This window comes from Flavobacterium undicola (assembly GCF_009909155.2).
GTDB lineage: Bacteria > Bacteroidota > Bacteroidia > Flavobacteriales > Flavobacteriaceae > Flavobacterium > Flavobacterium undicola.
Genome location: NZ_JAAAPM020000001.1, coordinates 200,057 through 219,534, shown reverse-complemented (window position 1 = coordinate 219,534; position 19,478 = coordinate 200,057). Strand labels below are relative to the sequence as shown.

Below are 19,478 nucleotides of genomic sequence, written 5' to 3'. Positions count from 1 at the left end.
TATGGCGACTAATAAAAAAACAAATACTACAGAACACGATTTTAAATATTATACAAAAAAATTCTGGAAGTTTTTCTTTTATGGAATGGGTGGAATTATCCTGTTTTTCCTTTTTGCTTCATGGGGACTTTTAGGTTCTATGCCTTCATTTGAAGATTTAGAAAATCCAGATTCTAATTTGGCTACCGAAATTATTTCATCTGATGGAGTAGTTATAGGGAAGTATTTCCAAACCAATCGTTCGCAATTAAAATATTCTGATTTACCTAAAAATTTAGTGGATGCATTAGTGGCTACTGAGGATGAGCGTTTTTATGAGCATTCTGGTATTGACGGAAGAGGAACATTGAGAGCTATTGTAACTTTAGGTACCAATGGTGGTGCAAGTACTTTGACACAGCAATTAGCCAAACAACTTTTTCATGGTGAAGGTTCTAAATTCCTGCCTTTTCGTATTATCCAAAAAGCAAAAGAATGGATTATTGCCATTCGATTAGAAAGACAATATACTAAGAATGAGATTCTTGCCATGTATTGTAATGTGTATGATTTTGGAAACTCAGCTGTTGGGGTAAGTTCGGCGGCACAAACTTATTTTTCTAAAACTCCTAAAGAATTAACGGTGGACGAATCGGCAATTTTGGTGGGTATGTTTAAAAATTCCAGTCTATATAATCCAATTCGAAATCCTGATGGTGTAAAAAACCGTAGAAATGTGGTTTTGGGACAAATGGAAAAGTCAAATATGATTACAGAGGCCCAAAAAGAAAAATTACAGGAACTACCTCTAAACTTACATTTCAAACTAGAGAGCCATAGAGAAGGTACTGCAACTTATTTCAGAGAATATCTGCGTGATTACATGAAAAAATGGGTTGAAACCAATAAAAAGCCAGATGGTTCGGATTATGATATTTACAAAGATGGTTTAAAAATATATACCACTATCGATTCCAGAATGCAATTGCATGCAGAAGAAGCTGTTGAAAAACACATGGCAAATCTTCAGGAAGAATTTTTTATTGAGCAAAAAGGGAATAAGAATGCTCCTTTTGTCGGTATTTCTGAAAAGGAAACTAATCGTGTTCTGAAATTGGCAATGAAGGCTTCAAACCGTTGGACTGTAATGGAATCAATGGAAAAATCAGAAGATGAAATCATAGAATCTTTCAATAAGAAAACAAAAATGACTGTTTTTACCTGGAAAGGAGAAAGAGATACACTTATGACACCATTGGATTCTATTCGCTATTACAAGCATTTCTTGCAAGCCGGATTGATGGCAATGGAGCCTCAAACCGGAAATATTAAAGCTTGGGTAGGAGGTATCAATTATAAGTATTTTCAATATGATCACGTAGCGCAAGGAGCGAGACAAGTAGGTTCTACTTTTAAACCTTTTGTTTATGCAACAGCTATAGAGCAATTAAACATGTCGCCTTGTGATTCGATTATTGATGCACCATTCACTATTCCTGTTGGTCGTCATCATGTTACTGAAACCTGGACGCCTCGAAATTCAAACAACACTTACCTTGGAATGGTAACTTTGAAAAAAGCATTGGCAAATTCGATTAATACCGTTTCAGCTAAATTAATTGACAAAGTAGGACCAGAGGCAGTTATTAAACTGACACACAAATTGGGAGTTAAAACAGAAATTCCTGCACAACCTTCGATTGCACTTGGAGCTGTAGATATTACCGTTGAAGAAATGGTAGCTGCTTACAGTACTTTTGCTAACCAAGGAGTGTATAATAAACCACAATTTTTATCTCGAATAGAAGATAAAAGTGGTGTTGTAATTTATGAGCCAATACCGGAATCGCACGATGTTTTGAATAAAGACATTGCATTTGCAGTAATAAAATTACTGGAAGGAGTTACCGAAGGAGGTTCGGGTTCAAGATTAAGAACTGAATACGGAGGTAGCGGAGACAACCGTTGGACTGGTTATCCGTATATGTTTACTAATCCAATTGCGGGTAAAACTGGAACAACACAAAATCAATCTGATGGATGGTTCATGGGAATGGTTCCAAATTTAGTTACAGGAGTTTGGGTAGGTTGCGAAGACCGTTCGGCTCGTTTTAAAAGCCTTACTTACGGACAGGGAGCTACTGCTGCATTGCCGGTTTGGGGATATTTTATGAAATTGTGTTATAATGATCCAAGTCTTAAAGTTTCAAAAGAAGATTTTGAAAGACCGGCTAATCTTTCTATAAAAGTAGATTGTTATCAACCGCGTCCAAAAGTAGAAAAGGATACAACTGCCGTTATTCAGGATACCGACGAATTTGAATTTTAAAAACGTTTTATTTTAATTTGTTCATTATGACTGAAATTAAAATTGTAAATACCGATAATGAAATAGCTTCCTGTTGGGAAGCTATTTTTTTACTTCGACCTATGTTAGAAAGAGAAAATTTTGTCTCACAAATTCGAAACTTGCAGAAAGAAGGCTATAATTTACTTTATATTCAGGAAGACAATCAAACGGTAGCTATAGCAGGTTATCGCATTTATACAATGTTGTATTGCGGAAAGATGCTTTATCTGGATGATCTTTCTACTCTGGAAACACATAGAGGCAAAGGTTATGCTTCACTACTTTTAAATCATTTAAAAGAAATTGCTTTGGAACAGCACTGTGTTTCAATTCAATTGGATTCCGGTCCAGGCAGAACTGTTGCTCATAAATTGTATTTCAAAGAAGATTTTACCATAAGCGCCTATCATTTTCATAAAAAAATTGACTTAAAACTTTAATTAGGGGCGAATAGTAATATTGTTTTTTCTTTTGGAAATAAAGACTTATTTTTAAGAATCAAAAGAAATCAAATTCGTTATGATCTACAAAAAAGTAAATTCTGTTCAGGATGCACTGCGCGATGTTCAAGACAATGCGACCATTATGTTGGGAGGTTTTGGGCTTTGTGGTATTCCCGAAAATTCTATTGCCGAATTGGTACAAAAAGAAATCAAAAATTTGACTTGCATATCTAATAATGCCGGAGTAGATAATTTTGGTTTGGGGATGCTTTTGCAAAAAAGACAAATCAAGAAAATGATTTCATCTTATGTAGGTGAAAATGCCGAATTTGAACGCCAAATGCTTTCGGGTGAACTCGAAGTAGAGCTTATTCCACAAGGAACATTAGCCGAACGCTGTCGTGCAGCTCAAGCCGGAATCCCTGCTTTTTTTACTCCGGCAGGCTTTGGAACCGAAGTTGCCATTGGCAAAGAAACCAGAGAATTTAACGGAAAAATGCACGTGATGGAATTGGCTTTTAATGCCGATTTTTCGATTGTAAAAGCCTGGAAAGGCGACACGGCAGGAAATCTAATTTTTAAAGGAACAGCCCGAAATTTCAATCCTGCAATGGCTGGTGCTGCCAAAATTACCATTGCCGAAGTAGAAGAATTAGTCGAAGCGGGTTCTTTAGACCCCAATCAAATTCATATTCCCGGAATATTTGTGCAACGGATTTTTCAAGGTGAGAAATATGAAAAACGGATTGAGCAACGAACGGTTAGAGAAAGAAAATAGATTATAGAATAAAGAATATAGACACTCAAAATGGAGAAACAAGATGTAAAAATACTGTTTAGATTTTTTAGTAATTTATTAGACGAATGGACAGTAGAAACTATGTGGGCTGAAACAATTAATTCAGAAGAAGGCTTATACAGGCTATCTAATATTCCTTTTTACGCTTCTGTATCTTGCGATGATATTGTATTTGCAGAATATGATCAAGACGAAGAAATTTTAACTTACAGGAAAACCATAGAACATTCAGGTAATTCAACGATACAAGTTATTGTAGTAAACAAAGAAATTTTAGCAAATGATTTACGAGAAATTTTTAATGCTTTTGGTTGCGAATCAGAAAAATTTAATGATGGCTATTTTGTAATTGAAATTCCAGCAAAATTAGATTACACACCAATAAGGCAAAAACTAATTGAACTTGAAGAGAAAAATTTAATTAATTATGCTGAACCTAATTTATCAAACAATCATTTTTATGATTAATAACGATTATTAATAATTGCTAAATTAACACATTGTTTTTATGTTAACAAAAGAAGATATCGCAAAACGAATTGCCCTAGAACTCAAAGATGGCTATTATGTCAATTTAGGGATAGGAATTCCGACTTTGGTGGCCAACTATATACCTGAGGGAATAAACGTCGAATTTCAAAGCGAAAATGGCGTTTTAGGTATGGGGCCGTTTCCTTTTGAGGGAGAAGAAGACGCCGATATCATTAATGCGGGAAAACAAACTATAACAACGCTTCCAGGCGCTGTCTTTTTTGATTCGGCATTAAGTTTTGGAATGATTCGCGGCAAGCATGTTGATTTAACTATTCTTGGCGCTATGGAAGTAGCTGAAAACGGCGATATAGCCAACTGGAAAATTCCAGGTAAAATGGTCAAAGGAATGGGTGGTGCAATGGATTTAGTAGCTTCCGCCGAAAATATTATCGTGGCCATGATGCACGTCAACAAAGCAGGGGAATCTAAGATTCTAAAAAAATGCACTTTGCCGTTAACAGGTGTAGGCTGCGTTAAAAAAGTTGTAACTGAGCTAGCCGTTCTCGAAGTAACTCCAAAAGGTTTTAAGCTGTTAGAACGCGCGCCAGGTGTTTCTGTGGAACACATCATCGTTTCCACCGAAGCAAAATTAATCATTGAAGGTGAAATTCCAGAAATGCAGATTGACTAAAATAGAAAACCCTGTCAGAGTTCAAAACTCTGACAGGGTTTATTTTTACCTCTGTTTTATAAAGACTATAAATTTTCAAAGAAATCATTTCCTTTATTATCAGTGATAATAAAAGCAGGGAAATCTTTTACAGTGATTTTACGAACGGCTTCCATACCTAATTCTTCAAAATCAACTACTTCTACTTTCAAAATATTATCTTGAGCAAGAATGGCAGCTGGACCACCTACAGAACCCAAATAGAATCCACCGTAAGTTTTACAAGCATTCATTACGTCTTTAGTTCTGTTTCCTTTGGCAAGCATTACCATACTTCCGCCATTTTTCTGGAATTCTTCTACATAAACATCCATACGCCCAGCTGTTGTTGGTCCAAAACTTCCTGAAGCCATTCCTTCCGGTGTTTTAGCTGGTCCTGCGTAATATACAGGGTGGTTTTTAAAGTATTCCGGCATTGGTTTACCAGCATCCAATAATTCTTTGATTTTAGCATGTGCAATATCACGGGCTACAATCAAAGTTCCGTTTAATTTCAAACGCGTTTTAATTGGATATTGTGACAATTTTTTAAGAATATCTGCCATAGGTTGGTTCAAATCAATCTCAACCGCTTCTTCCAAATGTGGCGGAGTTTCAGGCAACAATCGTTTTGGATTTACTTCTAATTGCTCTACAAAAATTCCGTCTTTGGTAATTTTACCTTTGATATTTCTATCAGCCGAACAAGAAACTCCTAATCCAACCGGGCAAGAAGCAGCGTGACGTGGCAAACGAATTACACGAACATCATGGGTGAAATATTTCCCTCCAAATTGCGCTCCAATGGCACTTTGTTGGCAAATCAACTGTACTCTTTTCTCCCACTCTAAATCACGGAAAGCCTGACCTGCCATGTTTCCAGTAGTTGGTAAATTATCAAAATAACCTGCAGATGCTTTTTTAACCGTTGCTAAATTCGCTTCTGCTGAAGTTCCTCCAATCACTAAAGCCAAGTGATACGGTGGACAAGCAGAAGTTCCTAAATCCATTATTTTTGCACGAATGAAAGCATCCATTGATTTTTCATTCAACAAGGATTTAGTTTGTTGGTACAAATAGGTTTTGTTAGCAGAACCTCCACCTTTTGCTAAAAATAAGAACTCATAAGAAGCTCCTTTTTTCGAATAAATATCAATTTGAGCAGGAAGATTTGATCCAGAGTTCTTTTCTTCAAACATACTGATTGGTACAATTTGAGAATAACGTAAGTTGCGTTCTTGATAGGTGTTGAAAATCCCTTTAGAAAGCCATTCGGCATCATCGACGCCAGTATATACGTTTTCTCCTTTTTTAGCCATTACAATCGCTGTTCCTGTATCCTGACAAGAAGGCAATTCGCCATCAATAGCTACAACGGCATTTTGCAATAAATTATAAGCTACAAAACGGTCGTTGTCAGTTGCTTCAGGATCATCAAGAATCGCTCTTAATTTCTCTAAGTGAGAAGTTCGCAACATAAAAGAAACATCTTTCATTGCTTCTTGCGAAAGCAATTCCAAGCCTTTTGGGTCAACGGTTAAGATTTCTCTATTGCCTAGTTTTTCTACTTTTACGTAATCAGAAGTGATTTTGCGGTATTGGGTATCGTCTTTTAAAATTGGATAAGGATCCTGGTATATAAAGTCCATGGGTGTTTTATTTTTTTTGACAAATATAAAAAATATTTGCCGCAGCAATTGTTTTTGCGGAATGGGATTAGTGCTAAAAAACAGCTTTTTTGTTAAAAATCAAGCGTTAAGAAAGCGTCGATTTCGAAAATAGAGATCAAAAACAGCTGTTTTTTAATAAAGTAAATTGGGCTTTTTAACTTAACAAACTGGTAAGTAAAAATAAAATAAGCAAGCCAATCGCGATGTATTTAGTGTATTTTGACATTTTTGATTTGTTTAAATGATTTGTATAATATTCAAAAGAATGAAAAATAGTTTTAAATCCCTAAAATAACGGTAATAATTTTTCGGTTATTTTCTTAGTTATTAAAAATGAATTAACCACAAATTTTGTAGTAATTAGATAAATGAAATATGCTAAAAGAATAATTATTCGGATTTATAGACATCATTAAATTTCTTGAATTCTTTTCTGAAAATTTTTCCTTTTTTAGACTTTAATTCACCTAACCACTTATTAGAAATCCAATTGTAAACTATAGAATCTGAATAATTTATCACTAAATCTTCATTAAGATCATTATACGGTTTAGATTCATCAGTATCAACTTGAATAATTGTTGATGAAAAAGAAATTAATTTATTGTCTTTAAAATTGGGTTCAAATGAAGTCCAAGTTCCGTAACCACCATCAGCCATCGATTCATTTTTGGTTATTAATTGAATATGATTCGTTTCAATAAAAAACAAAAAATTGGTTTGTGTGTAACCACAGGCATCATAACCATAAGAAAGTTCAATGAAGCGATTATCTGATTTGTTTTGGGAAAATACATTTTCTGATGTATACCAACTACCATTATCGAAAGCATGTGTAATTGAAGAAGAAATTGATTTTACTAAATTGTTGTTTTTATTGAAAAAATCAAAACGTATAAGCTCTTTTGTAATACTGTCTTTGTTTATTTCTTTTTTTAATGTTGCGATTAAAATTTTATCAACTCCATTTAATGTTTTTGATTTTTCGAGTTTTAAAGTATCTGTTTGTATTACTTTTGCTTCATTAATTTTTATTTCTATTGAATCTTTGAAATTCTTTGATATTAAACTAGAATTGGGAACTTCTTTTTTACAGCTAAAAAAAGAAGCAAAGACGAAAAAAAGAATACCATTTCTCATACGATCTATCTTTTAAAAAAACCAGCTTGCCACGAAAATAGCCGTAATCACACAGATCACATCAACGATAAGCATGGTTCCCAAAGCATATCGGGTGTTTTTTATGTTAACCGAACCAAAGTAAACCGCTATCACATAAAAAGTACTTTCGGCACTACACTGAAAAATACTGCTTAATCTTCCAGTCATGGAATCGGCGCCAAAAGTGTTCATCGAATCAATCAAAAATCCTCTTGATCCCGCAGAACTGAATGGTCTTAATAATGCTACGGGCAAAGCATCGGTAATTTGTTTATTTACACCCATATTGGAGAAAATAAAAGCAATCCAGTCACTAATAATTTCGAATAAACCACTGTTTCTGAATAAAGAAATAGCCACTAACATTCCTAAAACATAAGGGAAAATGGTAACTCCGGTCTTAACACCATTATTGGCTCCCGATACAAAGGCTTCATAAACAGTCGTATTGGCTTCTGAGAATTTTTTCTCCTTAAGGAAAGAAAAGATCAAAGTAAAAAGAATAATTCCTACCAATATTAACGCGGAAAGATTAGTTGTAAAATAGTTTTTACCAATTAAATCCAAATGGTTTACATACATTAACAAACCTACAATGGCAGCAATTAATACCATCAACCCTATAACTAAAGAAGCGCTTTTGAAATTAATTTTTTGTCTAATTCCAACAATCAGAAAAGCAGCAATGGTACCGATAAAAGAGGTGATAATACAAGGCAACATCACATCGGCTGGATTACTGGCATTGGCGGCAGCACGGTAACCAATGATGGAAGTTGCTATCAAAGTAAGTCCCGAAGCATGAAGACACATAAACATAATTTGAGCATCGCTGGCCTTGTCTTTTTCGGGATTTATTTCTTGTAAACTTTCCATGGCTTTTAGTCCAAAAGGTGTTGCAGCCGAATCCAGTCCTAAGAAGTTGGCAGCAAAGTTTAAGGTCATGTACGAAATTGAAGGGTGATTTTTTGGAATACTAGGAAACACTTTTACAAATACAGGACTCAATACTTTTGCCAGTTTTTCAGACACTCCGGAAATGATTAAAAGTTCCATTAAACCGCAGAAAAAAGCCAAATAAGCCATAAGAGGCAGAATCAAATCAAGTAAGGTACTTTTACAAGTGGGCAGTAAACCATCTGATTTTTGAACACCACTGTAGATTTTTACCGTTTTATTTTTGTACACATAAGTAGTATCAATATTTAGTGTATCTCTATTGATAGTAAAGGTTTTTTCTTCCGATTTATTGATGCTGTCTTTTATAAATGCAGGAATTTGATCGATATATTTTTCAGAAATTAAAATAGGATCGTCTTTTTTCCCATTTAAAACATGGTCTATTGTATAACTGTTACCCGAAAACAAACTGAAAATCACAAATGCAATCGACGAAATGAAAATTACCAACCAAAATCTACTTAATACCATAATTTATAATTTTTGTAAATGTAATAATTCAATGGCAATGACAATAGCAAAATTCAATTTCAGTGTTAGCCAACAAAGTTTTTCTGTCTTTTTGATTGATATTGAATTTTGCTATTGCTATTGAAATTTAAACATGAATAATTTCTTCTTCAATCAATAAATCTTCCCGTCTCAAACGCAAAAAAATCTGCGCTACGGCAATGGTGTCTTTTTCGCAATAGGTTACAATGCGGTCTATGTCTTTTTCAACATAAAAAACATGACCTACCTGACTGCCGTCGATATCGTCTTTGGGAGATGGGATTCCGAGGACTTTGCACATTAATTTTAAAGAAGTGTAATGCTTATAATCGCCAAATTTCCATAACTCTAAAGTATCCAAATGTGGAATTTCCCATGGTTTTTTGCCAAATAAATTCAGCTTGTCTGGAATTGGGATTTGATTGATAATCATGCGGCGAGCCAGAAACGGAATGTCAAATTCTTTGGCATTATGTCCGCACAAAAGATGTTGTGGCCCATTGAAATGATTGTTTATCAAATTATTGAAATCTTTCAAAAGTTTGGCTTCTTCTCCAAAAAATGAAGTCACTCTAAAGTTGCGGATATCGCCTTTAATGACAAAAAAACCAACAGAAATACAGACAATCTTCCCGAACTCAGCCCAAATTCCCGCTCGATCATAAAATTCCTCTGCTGAAAAATCGTCTTTGCGTTGGTACTGCGTTTTTTGCTCGTACAAGGCTTGCATCTCTGGATCCAAAGAGTTGAAATCTTCCGTTTCAGGAACCGTTTCTATATCCAGAAATAAAATGTTGTTGAGGTTTATTTTTTCAATCATGTTCTTAATTTTTGTTTGGAGGCAATTCTTGTTGTAACATTTTATAACTTTCCTCTAAATACACATAAAAATCATCGCTATGTGGCGAACCATTCGTACTCGGTTTATCATGATTTCCAAGTCTTACAATAATCAAATCGTCTTCTGGAACTACAATTACATATTGCCCCAAATGGCCTCGCATGTAAAATACTTTTTTGTTCTTAAAACTACTCAACCACCAGCCATAGCCATATTGCGGCGAATCTTTAAATCGTGGCGTTACTGATTTGGCAACAAATGTGCTATCTAAAATTGCTTTGCCGTTCCATTTTCCATGTTGAAGATAGAGTTTCCCAAAACGGGCAAAATCTCTGGCGTTACTGGCAATGCAGCAATAGGCTTTTACAATTCCGTTTTCCCTGTCAGTTTGCCAAAACGCATCACTTTCGGCTCCCATGGGTTTCCAAAAAGAGTCTGAAACATAATTGGCTAAACTTTTTCCAACGGCTTTTTCGATACACATTGCTAAGAGTTGGGTGTTGCCACTTAAGTATTTGTATGATTTTCCGGGTCTTTCAATTCCTTTTACTCCCAAAATAAGGGCTCTTAAATTATCATCAAAATACGCACGGGTAGTTATCGAAAAAGGATCGTAATAGTCTTCATCCCAATCTAATCCCGATGCCATCGAGGATAGATCGCCCAGTGTCATATTAGCTGTGATTCCTTCTTTAAATCCAGGAATAAAATCCGAAACTTTCTGGTCTAAACTTTTAATTTTGCCTTCCATAATAGCTTTTCCCAATGAAGCCGAAACGATGCTTTTGGCCATGGAAAAAGAATTGGATTTAGAAGCTGCAGTATAGTTGTCATAGTAACTTTCATGCCAAATACTATCTTTTTTGATGATTAAAAAGGCAACTGTACCAATTTCTTTATGCAGTTCTTCAAGCCTTTTTGTCGCTTTTATTTGGTTGCAATTTTTGGCAATTTTCCAAGGTTGCGCTACGTTGCTTTTTTCAATAATTCTATTCGGGAAATACTTGTAATCTTCAAGAAAAGCGGTGCTGTGTCCGTTGAAATAAGTTATTCGAACGGCTTTTATTAGATAATCGATTTTAAAAATATAGAATACGATTTCTATAATCAGGATAAAAGCAATCAATCCGATTAAGAGTTTTTTTAGCCATCTCATGGTGTAATACTTTTAGGTTCAATACGAATTTACATAAATATAAGACTCCTTTTTTGCAGTTTTTCTTTTATTCGAACAAACTTTGTTGTGTGCTAGGATTTTCATGTTCCAAAAGCCATTTTTTACGCCACAAACCACCTGCATAACCTGTTAGCGAACCATCAGTTCCAATAACCCGATGACAGGGAACCACAATCCAAAGCGGATTTTTCCCATTGGCGGAAGCCACCGCACGAATGGCTTTTACATCGCCTAATTTTTTAGACAAATCCATATAACTGCAGGTTTTTCCAAATGGAATTTCGAGTAAAGCTTTCCATACTTTTTTTTGAAATTCGGTTCCTGAAGGATTGAGTTTAAAATCGAAATCGTTTCTTTTTCCTTCGAAATAATACTGAAGTTGTTTAATACCTTCTTGTAAAACGGCAGGAATAGTTTCAGATATTTGCTTCGCCTGTTTGAGCTCTGCTCCCGGGTCGCCTTCATCAGCAATTGAAATTACCGAAATTCCGTTTTCATCGCCTTCTATCTTGGCAGTTCCCAAGGGAGTAGAAAAATATGCTATAGCCATTTTGTGTGTGATTAATCGGTGGATTCTAATTCGAAAATATCATTTACAGATTTATCGAATAGTTTTGCCATTTTCAATGCCAAAACTGTCGATGGCACATATTTTCCCGCCTCAATAGCGTTGATCGTTTGGCGACTTACACCAATCTTTTCGGCCAATTCAGCCTGGGTAATATTGGCAATGGCGCGCTGTACTTTGACGTTATTCTTCATCGATAGACATTTTATTGTATTGGTACAATTTCCAGTGGAAACGGATGATAAAGAAAAACAGAAGAGAAAATATGTTTATGTACAGTAATTTCAGGAAGATTGTTCCGTAAATAAAAAGTATTGCTACAAAAAGTATTGCATAATTAACATAGGTAGCCCACACCAAGCTTTCCAATCGGATTTTCGACACCATTTCATCTTCAATTTTTACTTTTGAGAAACCCACCAAAATTCCAGATAAAACTAAAAGACAAAAAATCAATTCATCTGAAATATTATTTTGAATCACTTTGAAAAATTGTATGCCTGATGATAAAAAATCATCATTTACAATTGCTAAAACATAAAAATTCATTGACGGACTAAATAACCCCCCATACAATTCCTCATTTGAAAAAATAGGAATTAAAAAAAGTAAAACAGGAATAAACACAATCCACCCGAATTTCTTAAACCGGTGCGGAAATAAATAATTCATTTTCATAATTAAGGAATTTTAAAATCATTATTCAAATGTAAATTTTTTTTTCCAAAAAGACAAATAAACTTTACATTTTGGAAAATTTATTTTACAAATTAATTTAAACCAATAAAAAATATACTTGCCATTAACCTCATTTCATCTTTAAAAAATCAATGGAGGTTTGGGCTATTTCAGAATGATGGTCTTTTGGTGTAGCCAATAAAATATCGGTAAACAAAGGCACAGATTTAATTTCCACAAAACCCAATTCAGGATACACATGGGTTTTTAAAATGTTGGTAGGCACAATGGAAACTCCCAGTCCGTTTTTTACCAGCTGAATGATGGAGGAAATATTGTTCGACTCATGTACAACTTTTGGCGTAAAGCCGAATTTAGAACAAATTTCAACCAGATTATCATAATACTGCGGCGCATATTCCTTGTTAAAAAAGACGAAAGTCGTTTGGCTTAGATTTTCTATTTCCTGCTCTGATTGAATATCATACAGTTTTTTATTAAATACCAATGAGAAACTGTCTTTAAACCACAATTGGGAATCGATTTTTGGTGAATGTAAGGGCGAACGAATGATTCCAAAATCGATTTTTCCTTCTTCTAAAGCGGCAATTTGTTTGATTGTAGGCACTTCATACAATCTAAAATTGACATAGGGATATTGAGCAGATAAAAATTGTATCAGTTTAGAAATATCGCCGGAAAATGTTGAACTCACATAGGCAATCCTAAATTCACCACTTTGATTCTCACTAATTTTTTTCGTTTGAATGTTGATGTGTTCTAAATTTTTCAGCAGTTCCCGGATTTCTTTTTGATAAAATTTCCCCGAATCGGTAAGAATTACGCGTCTATTATTTCGCTCAAAAAGAGTCGCTCCGAGTTCGATTTCCAATTCTTTAATCTGTCGGCTCAATGGAGGCTGAGAAATAAACAGCTTATCGGCTGCGCGAACAAAGCTCAGTTCTTCGGCTAATTTGAGGAAATATTTTAAATGACGCAATTCCATAAATACCTTTTAAGTATTGATAATTGACAAAATAAGCATTTTTAAGGCATATATAAAAATGATAGGTTTGTAAAGTGAATTGAAAGTTGTCAAATCGAGCGGAGTCGAGATTTATTAATATTTAGAAAAAGGTTTCGACTCCGCTCAACCTGACAACGAAATTAAAAATCGATAATCATGAAAAAATCAACAGTAACAGAAATCAGGGAACGTTTTGACAATGAGGTAGAACGCTTCTCCAGTTTAGAAACAGGGCAGGTCGCTACCATGGATGCTAAAATTGCATTAGAATTAATTACCTGTACCGCAAGAGCTATAAAACCTGAAGCAAAAACCATTTTGGATTTGGGTTGTGGAGCGGGAAATTATACGTTGAAAATGCTTTCGAAAGTGTCTAATTTGAATTGTACTTTGGTCGATTTGAGTCAGAATATGTTGGACAAGGCTTTCGAGCGTGTTTCTGAAGTGACAACAGCTAAAGTCGAAACTATTCAAGGTGATATTCGTGATATCGAATTACCTAAAAATCATTTCGACATTATCTTGGCTGGAGCGGTTTTACATCATTTGCGTGAGGATTCCGACTGGGAATTGGTATTCCAAAAGTTGTATGATAGTTTAACACCCGGAGGCTGTTTCTTGATTTCTGATTTGTTGGTTCAAAATCATGAAGAGGTGAATAAATTAGTTTGGAAAATGTATGCCAATTATTTGACGCAACATGGAGGCGAGGAATACCAACAAAAAGTGTTTGATTATATCGAAAAAGAAGACACACCGAGATCGATGACTTACCAATTGGATTTGATGAAAAAAGTAGGTTTTTCAAGCACTGAAATTTTACATAAAAATGCTTGTTTTGGAGCTTTTGGAGGGATAAAATAGATTTAAAATAAACCCTTTCAGAGTTTCAAAATCTGAAAGGGTTACTTAAGAAGAATATTTAGTTACTTCAAGTTCGAATGAATATAAGCTTCTAAACCTTGTAATTCTTTATCTGAGAATGTTTTTGTCAATGTTAGATTGGCTTGCATTACAGCAAATTGCGAAGGATCTACAATAGCCTCGCTTTCTCCTTTTAAGAAAGTAACAATGTTAGCATTTTTTTCCTGATAAATTTTGGCAATTTCTTGTAGGCTGGGACCAATTAGCTTTTCATCGGTTTTATGGCAGGAAATACAGTTTCCTTTGCCTTCAAAAATAATTTTCCCCAGTTCTTCAGGTGCCAGTTCTTTGTCTTCAGCAACAACAGTATTTTGCTCTTCTTTGCTAGAAGGCTCCTGACTTTCTTTTTTGCAAGAAAAGGCAAGGAAAGCCAATGCTATAAGTACTAATTTTTTCATTTTAATTTATTTTTGATTTAAAATAATTGCGGCTTCTTTGGCAAAATAGGTCGAAATCAAGCTGGCTCCCGCACGTTTAATGCACATTAATTGTTCCATCATGATTTTGTCGTTGTCTAACCAACCTCTTTCGGCAGCGGCTTTAATCATCGCATATTCACCCGAAACATGATAAACCGTTACCGGAACATTCACCGCGTTTTTAACCTCTCTAACGATGTCTAAATAAGCAATTCCAGGTTTTACCATTACCATATCGGCGCCTTCTTCAACATCCCACAACGCTTCTTTGATAGCTTCTATGCGATTGGCATAGTCCATTTGGTAGGTTTTTTTGTCTTTTGGTACTTCGACAGGCTCAGTATTAGACTCAGTTTCTTTTGGTGCGCTGTCTAAGGCATCACGAAAAGGTCCGTAAAAAGCTGATGCATATTTAGCCGAATAACTCATGATTCCCACATTGTGAAAACCCGCAGCATCCAGTCCTTGGCGTAATCTTAAAACTCTACCGTCCATCATGTCTGAAGGCGCTACAAAATCGGCACCAGCTTCGGCATGAGAAACTGCCATTTTTACTAAGGCATCGTTAGTCGAATCGTTTTCAACATCGCCATTAGTAATAATTCCGTCATGACCATAAATCGAGTAGGGATCTAAGGCTACATCCGGTATCACAATCATTTCAGGACAAGCGGCTTTGATGGCACGAATGGCATTTTGCATCAATCCGTTTTTGTTCCAGGCTTCTTTTCCTGTATTGTCTTTTAAATTCTCGGATACTTTTACGTAGATATTCACAGCACGAATTCCTAAATCGAATAATTCCTGAACTTCTTTTACGGTTAAATCAACCGAACGACGGAATATTCCCGGCATTGATGGAATCTCTACCTGTACGTTTTCGCCTTCGGCAATGAACATTGGAAACATAAAATCCGAAGGACTTAAACTGGTTTCACGAACTAAAGAACGAATGGATTCGTTGGTTCTTAATCTTCTGCCTCTGTGTAATGGGAACATATTTTTTAATTTATTTTAACAGTAATATTTTTGGTTTCAAGAGTCGAATTTGACGTCCCTGAGCCGTAATACTCGAATGTTAATGTATAGATTCCACTTTCTTTTCCTTTAAATTTCCAGATGTCATTTCCTCCGCTACCAAGAATACCTTCTGGAACTTTAGTAAGAACGAAAGATGTGCCTATTAACTCTACAGTAACATCTGTTGGAGTATTTACCCATCTCCAATAAAGACCTGGGCTTGCATATAAAGAAACATCGAAAGTGTCATTTTTATTTACTTCATAATAATCTTGATTCAAAACAGGATTTGTTTCCTCATCTTTGCTACAAGAGAACAAGCCAATTGCTAAAATAATTAATAGTGCTTTTTTCATAATTGTTAATTTTATATAATTTTTAGTTTCTTTATTAGAAGATAATAATTAACTAAAATGGTTGCGTTATAAAAATATTTTTTAGCAATTTATAAATTTAAACCCAATCAACTGGTTTTTCTAACACTTTCAATAATCTTTCTTCTTCACTTCCCGCTTCCGGATGATGGTCGTAAACCCACTGAACATGCGGTGGCAAAGACATCAAAATGGATTCAATTCTTCCATTGGTTTTTAAGCCAAATAATGTGCCTTTGTCGTGTACCAAATTGAATTCTACATAACGACCACGACGAATTTCCTGCCAGGTTTTTTGTTCAGCTGTATAAGGTAAATCTTTTCTTCGTTCAACTATTGGAACATAGGCTTCAATAAAACTATTACCTACTTCGGAAACAAAGTTAAACCAATTTTCCATACTCATTTCTGGAGTCGCTTTGCAATAATCAAAGAACAATCCTCCTATTCCACGCGCTTCATTGCGATGTGCATTCCAAAAATAGGCATCGCATTGTTTTTTATATTTTGGATAAAACTCTGGATTGTGTTTGTCACAGGCGGTTTTACAAGTTTGATGAAAATGAATTGCATCTTCTTCAAACAAATAATAAGGCGTTAAATCCTGTCCGCCGCCAAACCATTGTTGGATAACTTTTCCATTGTCATCATACATTTCGAAATAACGCCAATTTGCGTGAACGGTTGGAACCATTGGGTTTTTAGGATGAATGACTAAACTTAATCCACAGGCAAAAAAATCGGCTTCACCTACGTTAAATAGTTTTTGCATAGAATCGGGTAATTTTCCGTGAACGGCAGAGATATTTACTCCGCCTTTCTCGAAAACAGCTCCATTTTCTATTACGCGCGTTCTTCCGCCACCGCCTTCCGGGCGTTTCCAAAGGTCTTCTTTAAATTTGGCTTGACCATCAACCGCTTCCAATCCTGCAACGATTTGGTCTTGCAAATTTTGTATGTAGGCGTAAAATTTATTTTTCATAACCTTAATAAAAGAATTGCGATTAAAAGGATAATAACCGGAATAAAAGTAAAATACAAGTCTAAATATATTTTTGTCTTATTATATAAATTAACAACAATAACATATATCAATGAAATCAGAAAAATAGTGATTGAAATAATAATAATTCCAATTATTAGCATTCCACCATCAGGTTTCGTTGAAGACTCAGGAACACGAACTATGAATGTGAACAAAATTATTAGTGACCAAATAATATTGATAATCGCTGGAATATAATTTAGTTTATTACTTATTTTAATGTTCATAATTGTAGCGTTAAAATGGCTTTATTTAAGAATTAGCCGCTATTTTATTAAAAATTCCAAATGAAAAAGTCTTGCTTTCTGATTGGATGTAATTGTAAACGGCAATGGCTTTTTCTCTAAAATCAAATGGATTTTGTTTCGAAAAGGCAACTAAAAAATCAGCAAACTGCTCTTTTTGATTCCAGTCGAGATGCAATCTTTCTAAAAGTACAATTAAGTTATTTGGCGCTATTGCATTCAAACTTTCTACATTCAGCCCGAAACCTTTTAGAGCTTCTTCAATTTGATGCACATCAAATGCGTTTTCAGGCACAAAAACCAAAGAATGCAACGTTTTTAGCACATTGTCTATTCGTATACTTTCTTCGTCTCTTAAGCCTTTATTTAGCATTTTTTAGTTTTTCTCAAATTAATTCCCGTACTCCTTCACCGCATCAATAAACGCTTTGGCGTGATCTACAGGAATGTTTGGTAAAATTCCGTGACCCAGGTTTACGATGTATTTGTCTTTTCCGAATTCGTCAATCATTTCGTGAACCATTTTCTTGATCGTAGGAATTGGCGAAAGCAAGCGAGATGGGTCAAAATTACCTTGTAAAGTAATATTTCCACCTGATAAATAACGCGCATTTCTAGCCGAACAAGTCCAGTCTACACCAAGGGCAGAAGCTTTGCTTTTTCCCATTTCGTTCAAAGCAAACCAACATCCTTTTCCAAAAACAATTACTGGAGTCACTTCAGCCAACGCTTCTATGATTTGGTTGATGTATTTCCAGGAGAATTCCTGATAATCAACAGGAGAAAGCATTCCTCCCCAAGAATCAAATATTTGAACCGCATTTACTCCTGCTTTTACTTTTTCTTTTAAGTATAAAATCGTGGTGTCGGTAATTTTTTGCAATAAAGTATGAGCAGCAACTGGGTTAGAGAAACAAAATCCTTTAGCGGTATCAAAGCTTTTCGAACCTTTTCCTTCCACTGCATAACAGAAAATTGTCCAAGGTGAACCAGCGAAACCAATTAACGGCACTTCGTCATTCAGCATTTCTTTAGTCAATTTAATGGCGTCAAAAACATAACCTAAAGTTTCATTTACATCTGGAACGTAAACCTGATTTACTTGTTCCATTGTACGAATAGGATTTGGAATAATTGGACCTAAATTGTCTTTCAATTCTACGTGAATTCCCATTGCGCGAGGCACAACCAAAATATCCGAAAACAAAATAGCAGCATCTGGAGCAATTCTGCGAATAGGCTGAACGGTAATTTCGGCAGCTAATTCAGGAGTTTCGCAACGAGTGAAAAAATCGTATTTGTCACGCAAAGCTCTGAATTCTGGTAAATATCTTCCAGCTTGACGCATCATCCAAACCGGTGGGCGTTGTACAGTTTCTCCTTTTAGTGCTTTTAAAAATAGGTCGTTCTTTATCATAATTGTATTTGCTACAAAGGCGCTAAGGCGCAAATTTTATTTATATTCTTCTATTATTGCTTCGATTACATCTTCGATGGTAGGTTGATCAGCAACGATGATGTTTTTTGTTTTATTTTCCAATGCTGATGCGGTGGTTTCGCCAATGCAAAAGCAAATTTCGTTTTTTAATTTATTATCTGCCAAATAACTCTCCACTCCCGAAGGACTAAAAAACAAGACAGCATCAACAGCACCTTTTATTTTTTGGGGAGTCAATGTCGTTTCGTAAACTTCAATTTCGTTAAAAGTTACCCCAGCTTCTTTTAAAGCGTCTGGTAAAGTATCTCTACGTTTGTTCCCACTAAAAAAAGTATAGCTTTCTGATTTGTAAATCAAAGTGATGATTTCAGCTAAATCAGCAGCATAACCAGTATAAGCAATTACTTCAAAACCATTTTCGGCTAGTAAATTTTTGGTTTTTACCCCAACACAATATACTTTTTTGGTTTTTAGTTTTTCTAATTCAGGGTGTTGTAAAATACTTTCAACTGAATTTTGACTCGTAAAAATCAAACTTTCGTTTATGTTTTTTAAGTCAAAAGACTTGATTTGAGTACTGATAAAGTCATTTTCGATGAGTTCTAAACCAGCTTCAATCAGTGGTTTTTTTTGAGAATCAGTAAGTATTTTGGTAGAGAGTATTTTCATGTTTTGGGATTGGAAA

Annotated in this window: 22 protein-coding genes; 6 read left to right on the top strand and 16 right to left on the bottom strand. The window is 35.0% G+C overall.

The window, feature by feature from the left end:
• Position 1: 1 nt before the first annotated feature.
• The 5 genes from GTZ96_RS00820 to GTZ96_RS00800 all read left to right on the top strand — a co-directional run bounded on the left by GTZ96_RS00820 (position 2) and on the right by GTZ96_RS00800 (position 4,736).
• Positions 2–2,308, top strand: a complete 2,307-nt coding sequence (locus GTZ96_RS00820; protein ID WP_161640481.1) for a penicillin-binding protein 1A — start codon at positions 2–4, stop codon at positions 2,306–2,308.
• A 26-nt stretch (positions 2,309–2,334) separates the two neighbouring features.
• On the top strand, positions 2,335–2,769 hold the full coding sequence (locus GTZ96_RS00815; protein ID WP_161640480.1) for a GNAT family N-acetyltransferase: 435 nt from the start codon (positions 2,335–2,337) through the stop codon (positions 2,767–2,769).
• Positions 2,770–2,848: 79 nt separating this feature from the next.
• A complete protein-coding gene (locus GTZ96_RS00810; RefSeq protein WP_161640479.1) occupies positions 2,849–3,550 on the top strand; it encodes a CoA transferase subunit A in 702 nt (233 codons plus the stop codon).
• Between the two features lie 30 nt (positions 3,551–3,580).
• Positions 3,581–4,039: a DUF4265 domain-containing protein gene (locus GTZ96_RS00805; protein WP_161640478.1), complete on the top strand. Its 459-nt coding sequence runs from the start codon at positions 3,581–3,583 to the stop codon at positions 4,037–4,039.
• Positions 4,040–4,079: 40 nt separating this feature from the next.
• Positions 4,080–4,736 (top strand): CoA transferase subunit B, encoded by a 657-nt coding sequence (locus tag GTZ96_RS00800; protein WP_161640477.1) that lies wholly within the window; start codon positions 4,080–4,082, stop codon positions 4,734–4,736.
• A 65-nt stretch (positions 4,737–4,801) separates the two neighbouring features.
• Here GTZ96_RS00800 and GTZ96_RS00795 read toward each other — a convergent pair whose 3' ends face one another.
• The 9 genes from GTZ96_RS00795 to GTZ96_RS00755 all read right to left on the bottom strand — a co-directional run bounded on the left by GTZ96_RS00795 (position 4,802) and on the right by GTZ96_RS00755 (position 13,307).
• Positions 4,802–6,403 carry a fumarate hydratase gene (locus GTZ96_RS00795; RefSeq protein ID WP_161640476.1) on the bottom strand — a complete coding sequence of 534 codons (1,602 nt, stop codon included), beginning with the start codon at positions 6,401–6,403 and terminating at the stop codon, positions 4,802–4,804.
• A gap of 411 nt (positions 6,404–6,814) precedes the next feature.
• Positions 6,815–7,564: a hypothetical protein gene (locus GTZ96_RS00790; RefSeq protein WP_161640475.1), complete on the bottom strand. Its 750-nt coding sequence runs from the start codon at positions 7,562–7,564 to the stop codon at positions 6,815–6,817.
• A gap of 12 nt (positions 7,565–7,576) precedes the next feature.
• On the bottom strand, positions 7,577–9,016 hold the full coding sequence (locus GTZ96_RS00785; protein ID WP_161640474.1) for a nucleoside recognition domain-containing protein: 1,440 nt from the start codon (positions 9,014–9,016) through the stop codon (positions 7,577–7,579).
• Positions 9,017–9,143: 127 nt separating this feature from the next.
• Positions 9,144–9,857, bottom strand: coding sequence for a 3'-5' exonuclease (locus GTZ96_RS00780; protein WP_161640473.1), 714 nt, complete (start codon positions 9,855–9,857; stop codon positions 9,144–9,146).
• A 4-nt stretch (positions 9,858–9,861) separates the two neighbouring features.
• The gene (locus tag GTZ96_RS00775) at positions 9,862–11,034 is read right to left on the bottom strand and encodes a serine hydrolase domain-containing protein (RefSeq protein ID WP_161640472.1); all 1,173 of its coding nucleotides are present in this window, start codon (positions 11,032–11,034) and stop codon (positions 9,862–9,864) included.
• Positions 11,035–11,101: 67 nt separating this feature from the next.
• Positions 11,102–11,605, bottom strand: a complete 504-nt coding sequence (locus GTZ96_RS00770) for a methylated-DNA--[protein]-cysteine S-methyltransferase (RefSeq protein WP_161640471.1) — start codon at positions 11,603–11,605, stop codon at positions 11,102–11,104.
• A gap of 11 nt (positions 11,606–11,616) precedes the next feature.
• Complete coding sequence (locus GTZ96_RS00765; RefSeq protein ID WP_161640470.1) at positions 11,617–11,817, bottom strand: helix-turn-helix transcriptional regulator; 201 nt, start codon at positions 11,815–11,817, stop codon at positions 11,617–11,619.
• A complete protein-coding gene (locus GTZ96_RS00760; RefSeq protein WP_161640469.1) occupies positions 11,807–12,301 on the bottom strand; it encodes a hypothetical protein in 495 nt (164 codons plus the stop codon). Before GTZ96_RS00760 ends, GTZ96_RS00765 begins: the two co-directional genes overlap by 11 nt.
• 130 nt (positions 12,302–12,431) lie before the next feature.
• Positions 12,432–13,307 (bottom strand): LysR family transcriptional regulator, encoded by an 876-nt coding sequence (locus GTZ96_RS00755; protein ID WP_161640468.1) that lies wholly within the window; start codon positions 13,305–13,307, stop codon positions 12,432–12,434.
• A gap of 177 nt (positions 13,308–13,484) precedes the next feature.
• Here GTZ96_RS00755 and GTZ96_RS00750 point away from each other — a divergent pair, with 177 nt between their 5' ends.
• A complete protein-coding gene (locus GTZ96_RS00750; protein ID WP_161640467.1) occupies positions 13,485–14,192 on the top strand; it encodes a class I SAM-dependent methyltransferase in 708 nt (235 codons plus the stop codon).
• 62 nt (positions 14,193–14,254) lie between these two features.
• Here the strand turns inward: GTZ96_RS00750 and GTZ96_RS00745 are convergent, their stop codons facing one another.
• The 7 genes from GTZ96_RS00745 to GTZ96_RS00715 all read right to left on the bottom strand — a co-directional run bounded on the left by GTZ96_RS00745 (position 14,255) and on the right by GTZ96_RS00715 (position 19,462).
• Positions 14,255–14,650 (bottom strand): c-type cytochrome, encoded by a 396-nt coding sequence (locus GTZ96_RS00745; protein WP_161640466.1) that lies wholly within the window; start codon positions 14,648–14,650, stop codon positions 14,255–14,257.
• A gap of 6 nt (positions 14,651–14,656) precedes the next feature.
• The gene (gene hemB, locus GTZ96_RS00740; RefSeq protein WP_161640465.1) at positions 14,657–15,670 is read right to left on the bottom strand and encodes a porphobilinogen synthase; all 1,014 of its coding nucleotides are present in this window, start codon (positions 15,668–15,670) and stop codon (positions 14,657–14,659) included.
• Between the two features lie 5 nt (positions 15,671–15,675).
• On the bottom strand, positions 15,676–16,047 hold the full coding sequence (locus GTZ96_RS00735; RefSeq protein ID WP_161640464.1) for a protease inhibitor I42 family protein: 372 nt from the start codon (positions 16,045–16,047) through the stop codon (positions 15,676–15,678).
• A 97-nt stretch (positions 16,048–16,144) separates the two neighbouring features.
• Complete coding sequence (gene hemF, locus GTZ96_RS00730) at positions 16,145–17,047, bottom strand: oxygen-dependent coproporphyrinogen oxidase (protein WP_161640463.1); 903 nt, start codon at positions 17,045–17,047, stop codon at positions 16,145–16,147.
• 315 nt (positions 17,048–17,362) lie between these two features.
• Positions 17,363–17,728, bottom strand: coding sequence for a hypothetical protein (locus tag GTZ96_RS00725; RefSeq protein WP_161640462.1), 366 nt, complete (start codon positions 17,726–17,728; stop codon positions 17,363–17,365).
• Between the two features lie 18 nt (positions 17,729–17,746).
• Positions 17,747–18,772 carry a uroporphyrinogen decarboxylase gene (gene hemE / locus GTZ96_RS00720; RefSeq protein ID WP_161640461.1) on the bottom strand — a complete coding sequence of 342 codons (1,026 nt, stop codon included), beginning with the start codon at positions 18,770–18,772 and terminating at the stop codon, positions 17,747–17,749.
• Between the two features lie 36 nt (positions 18,773–18,808).
• Positions 18,809–19,462 carry a uroporphyrinogen-III synthase gene (locus GTZ96_RS00715; protein WP_161640460.1) on the bottom strand — a complete coding sequence of 218 codons (654 nt, stop codon included), beginning with the start codon at positions 19,460–19,462 and terminating at the stop codon, positions 18,809–18,811.
• Positions 19,463–19,478: the final 16 nt, after the last annotated feature.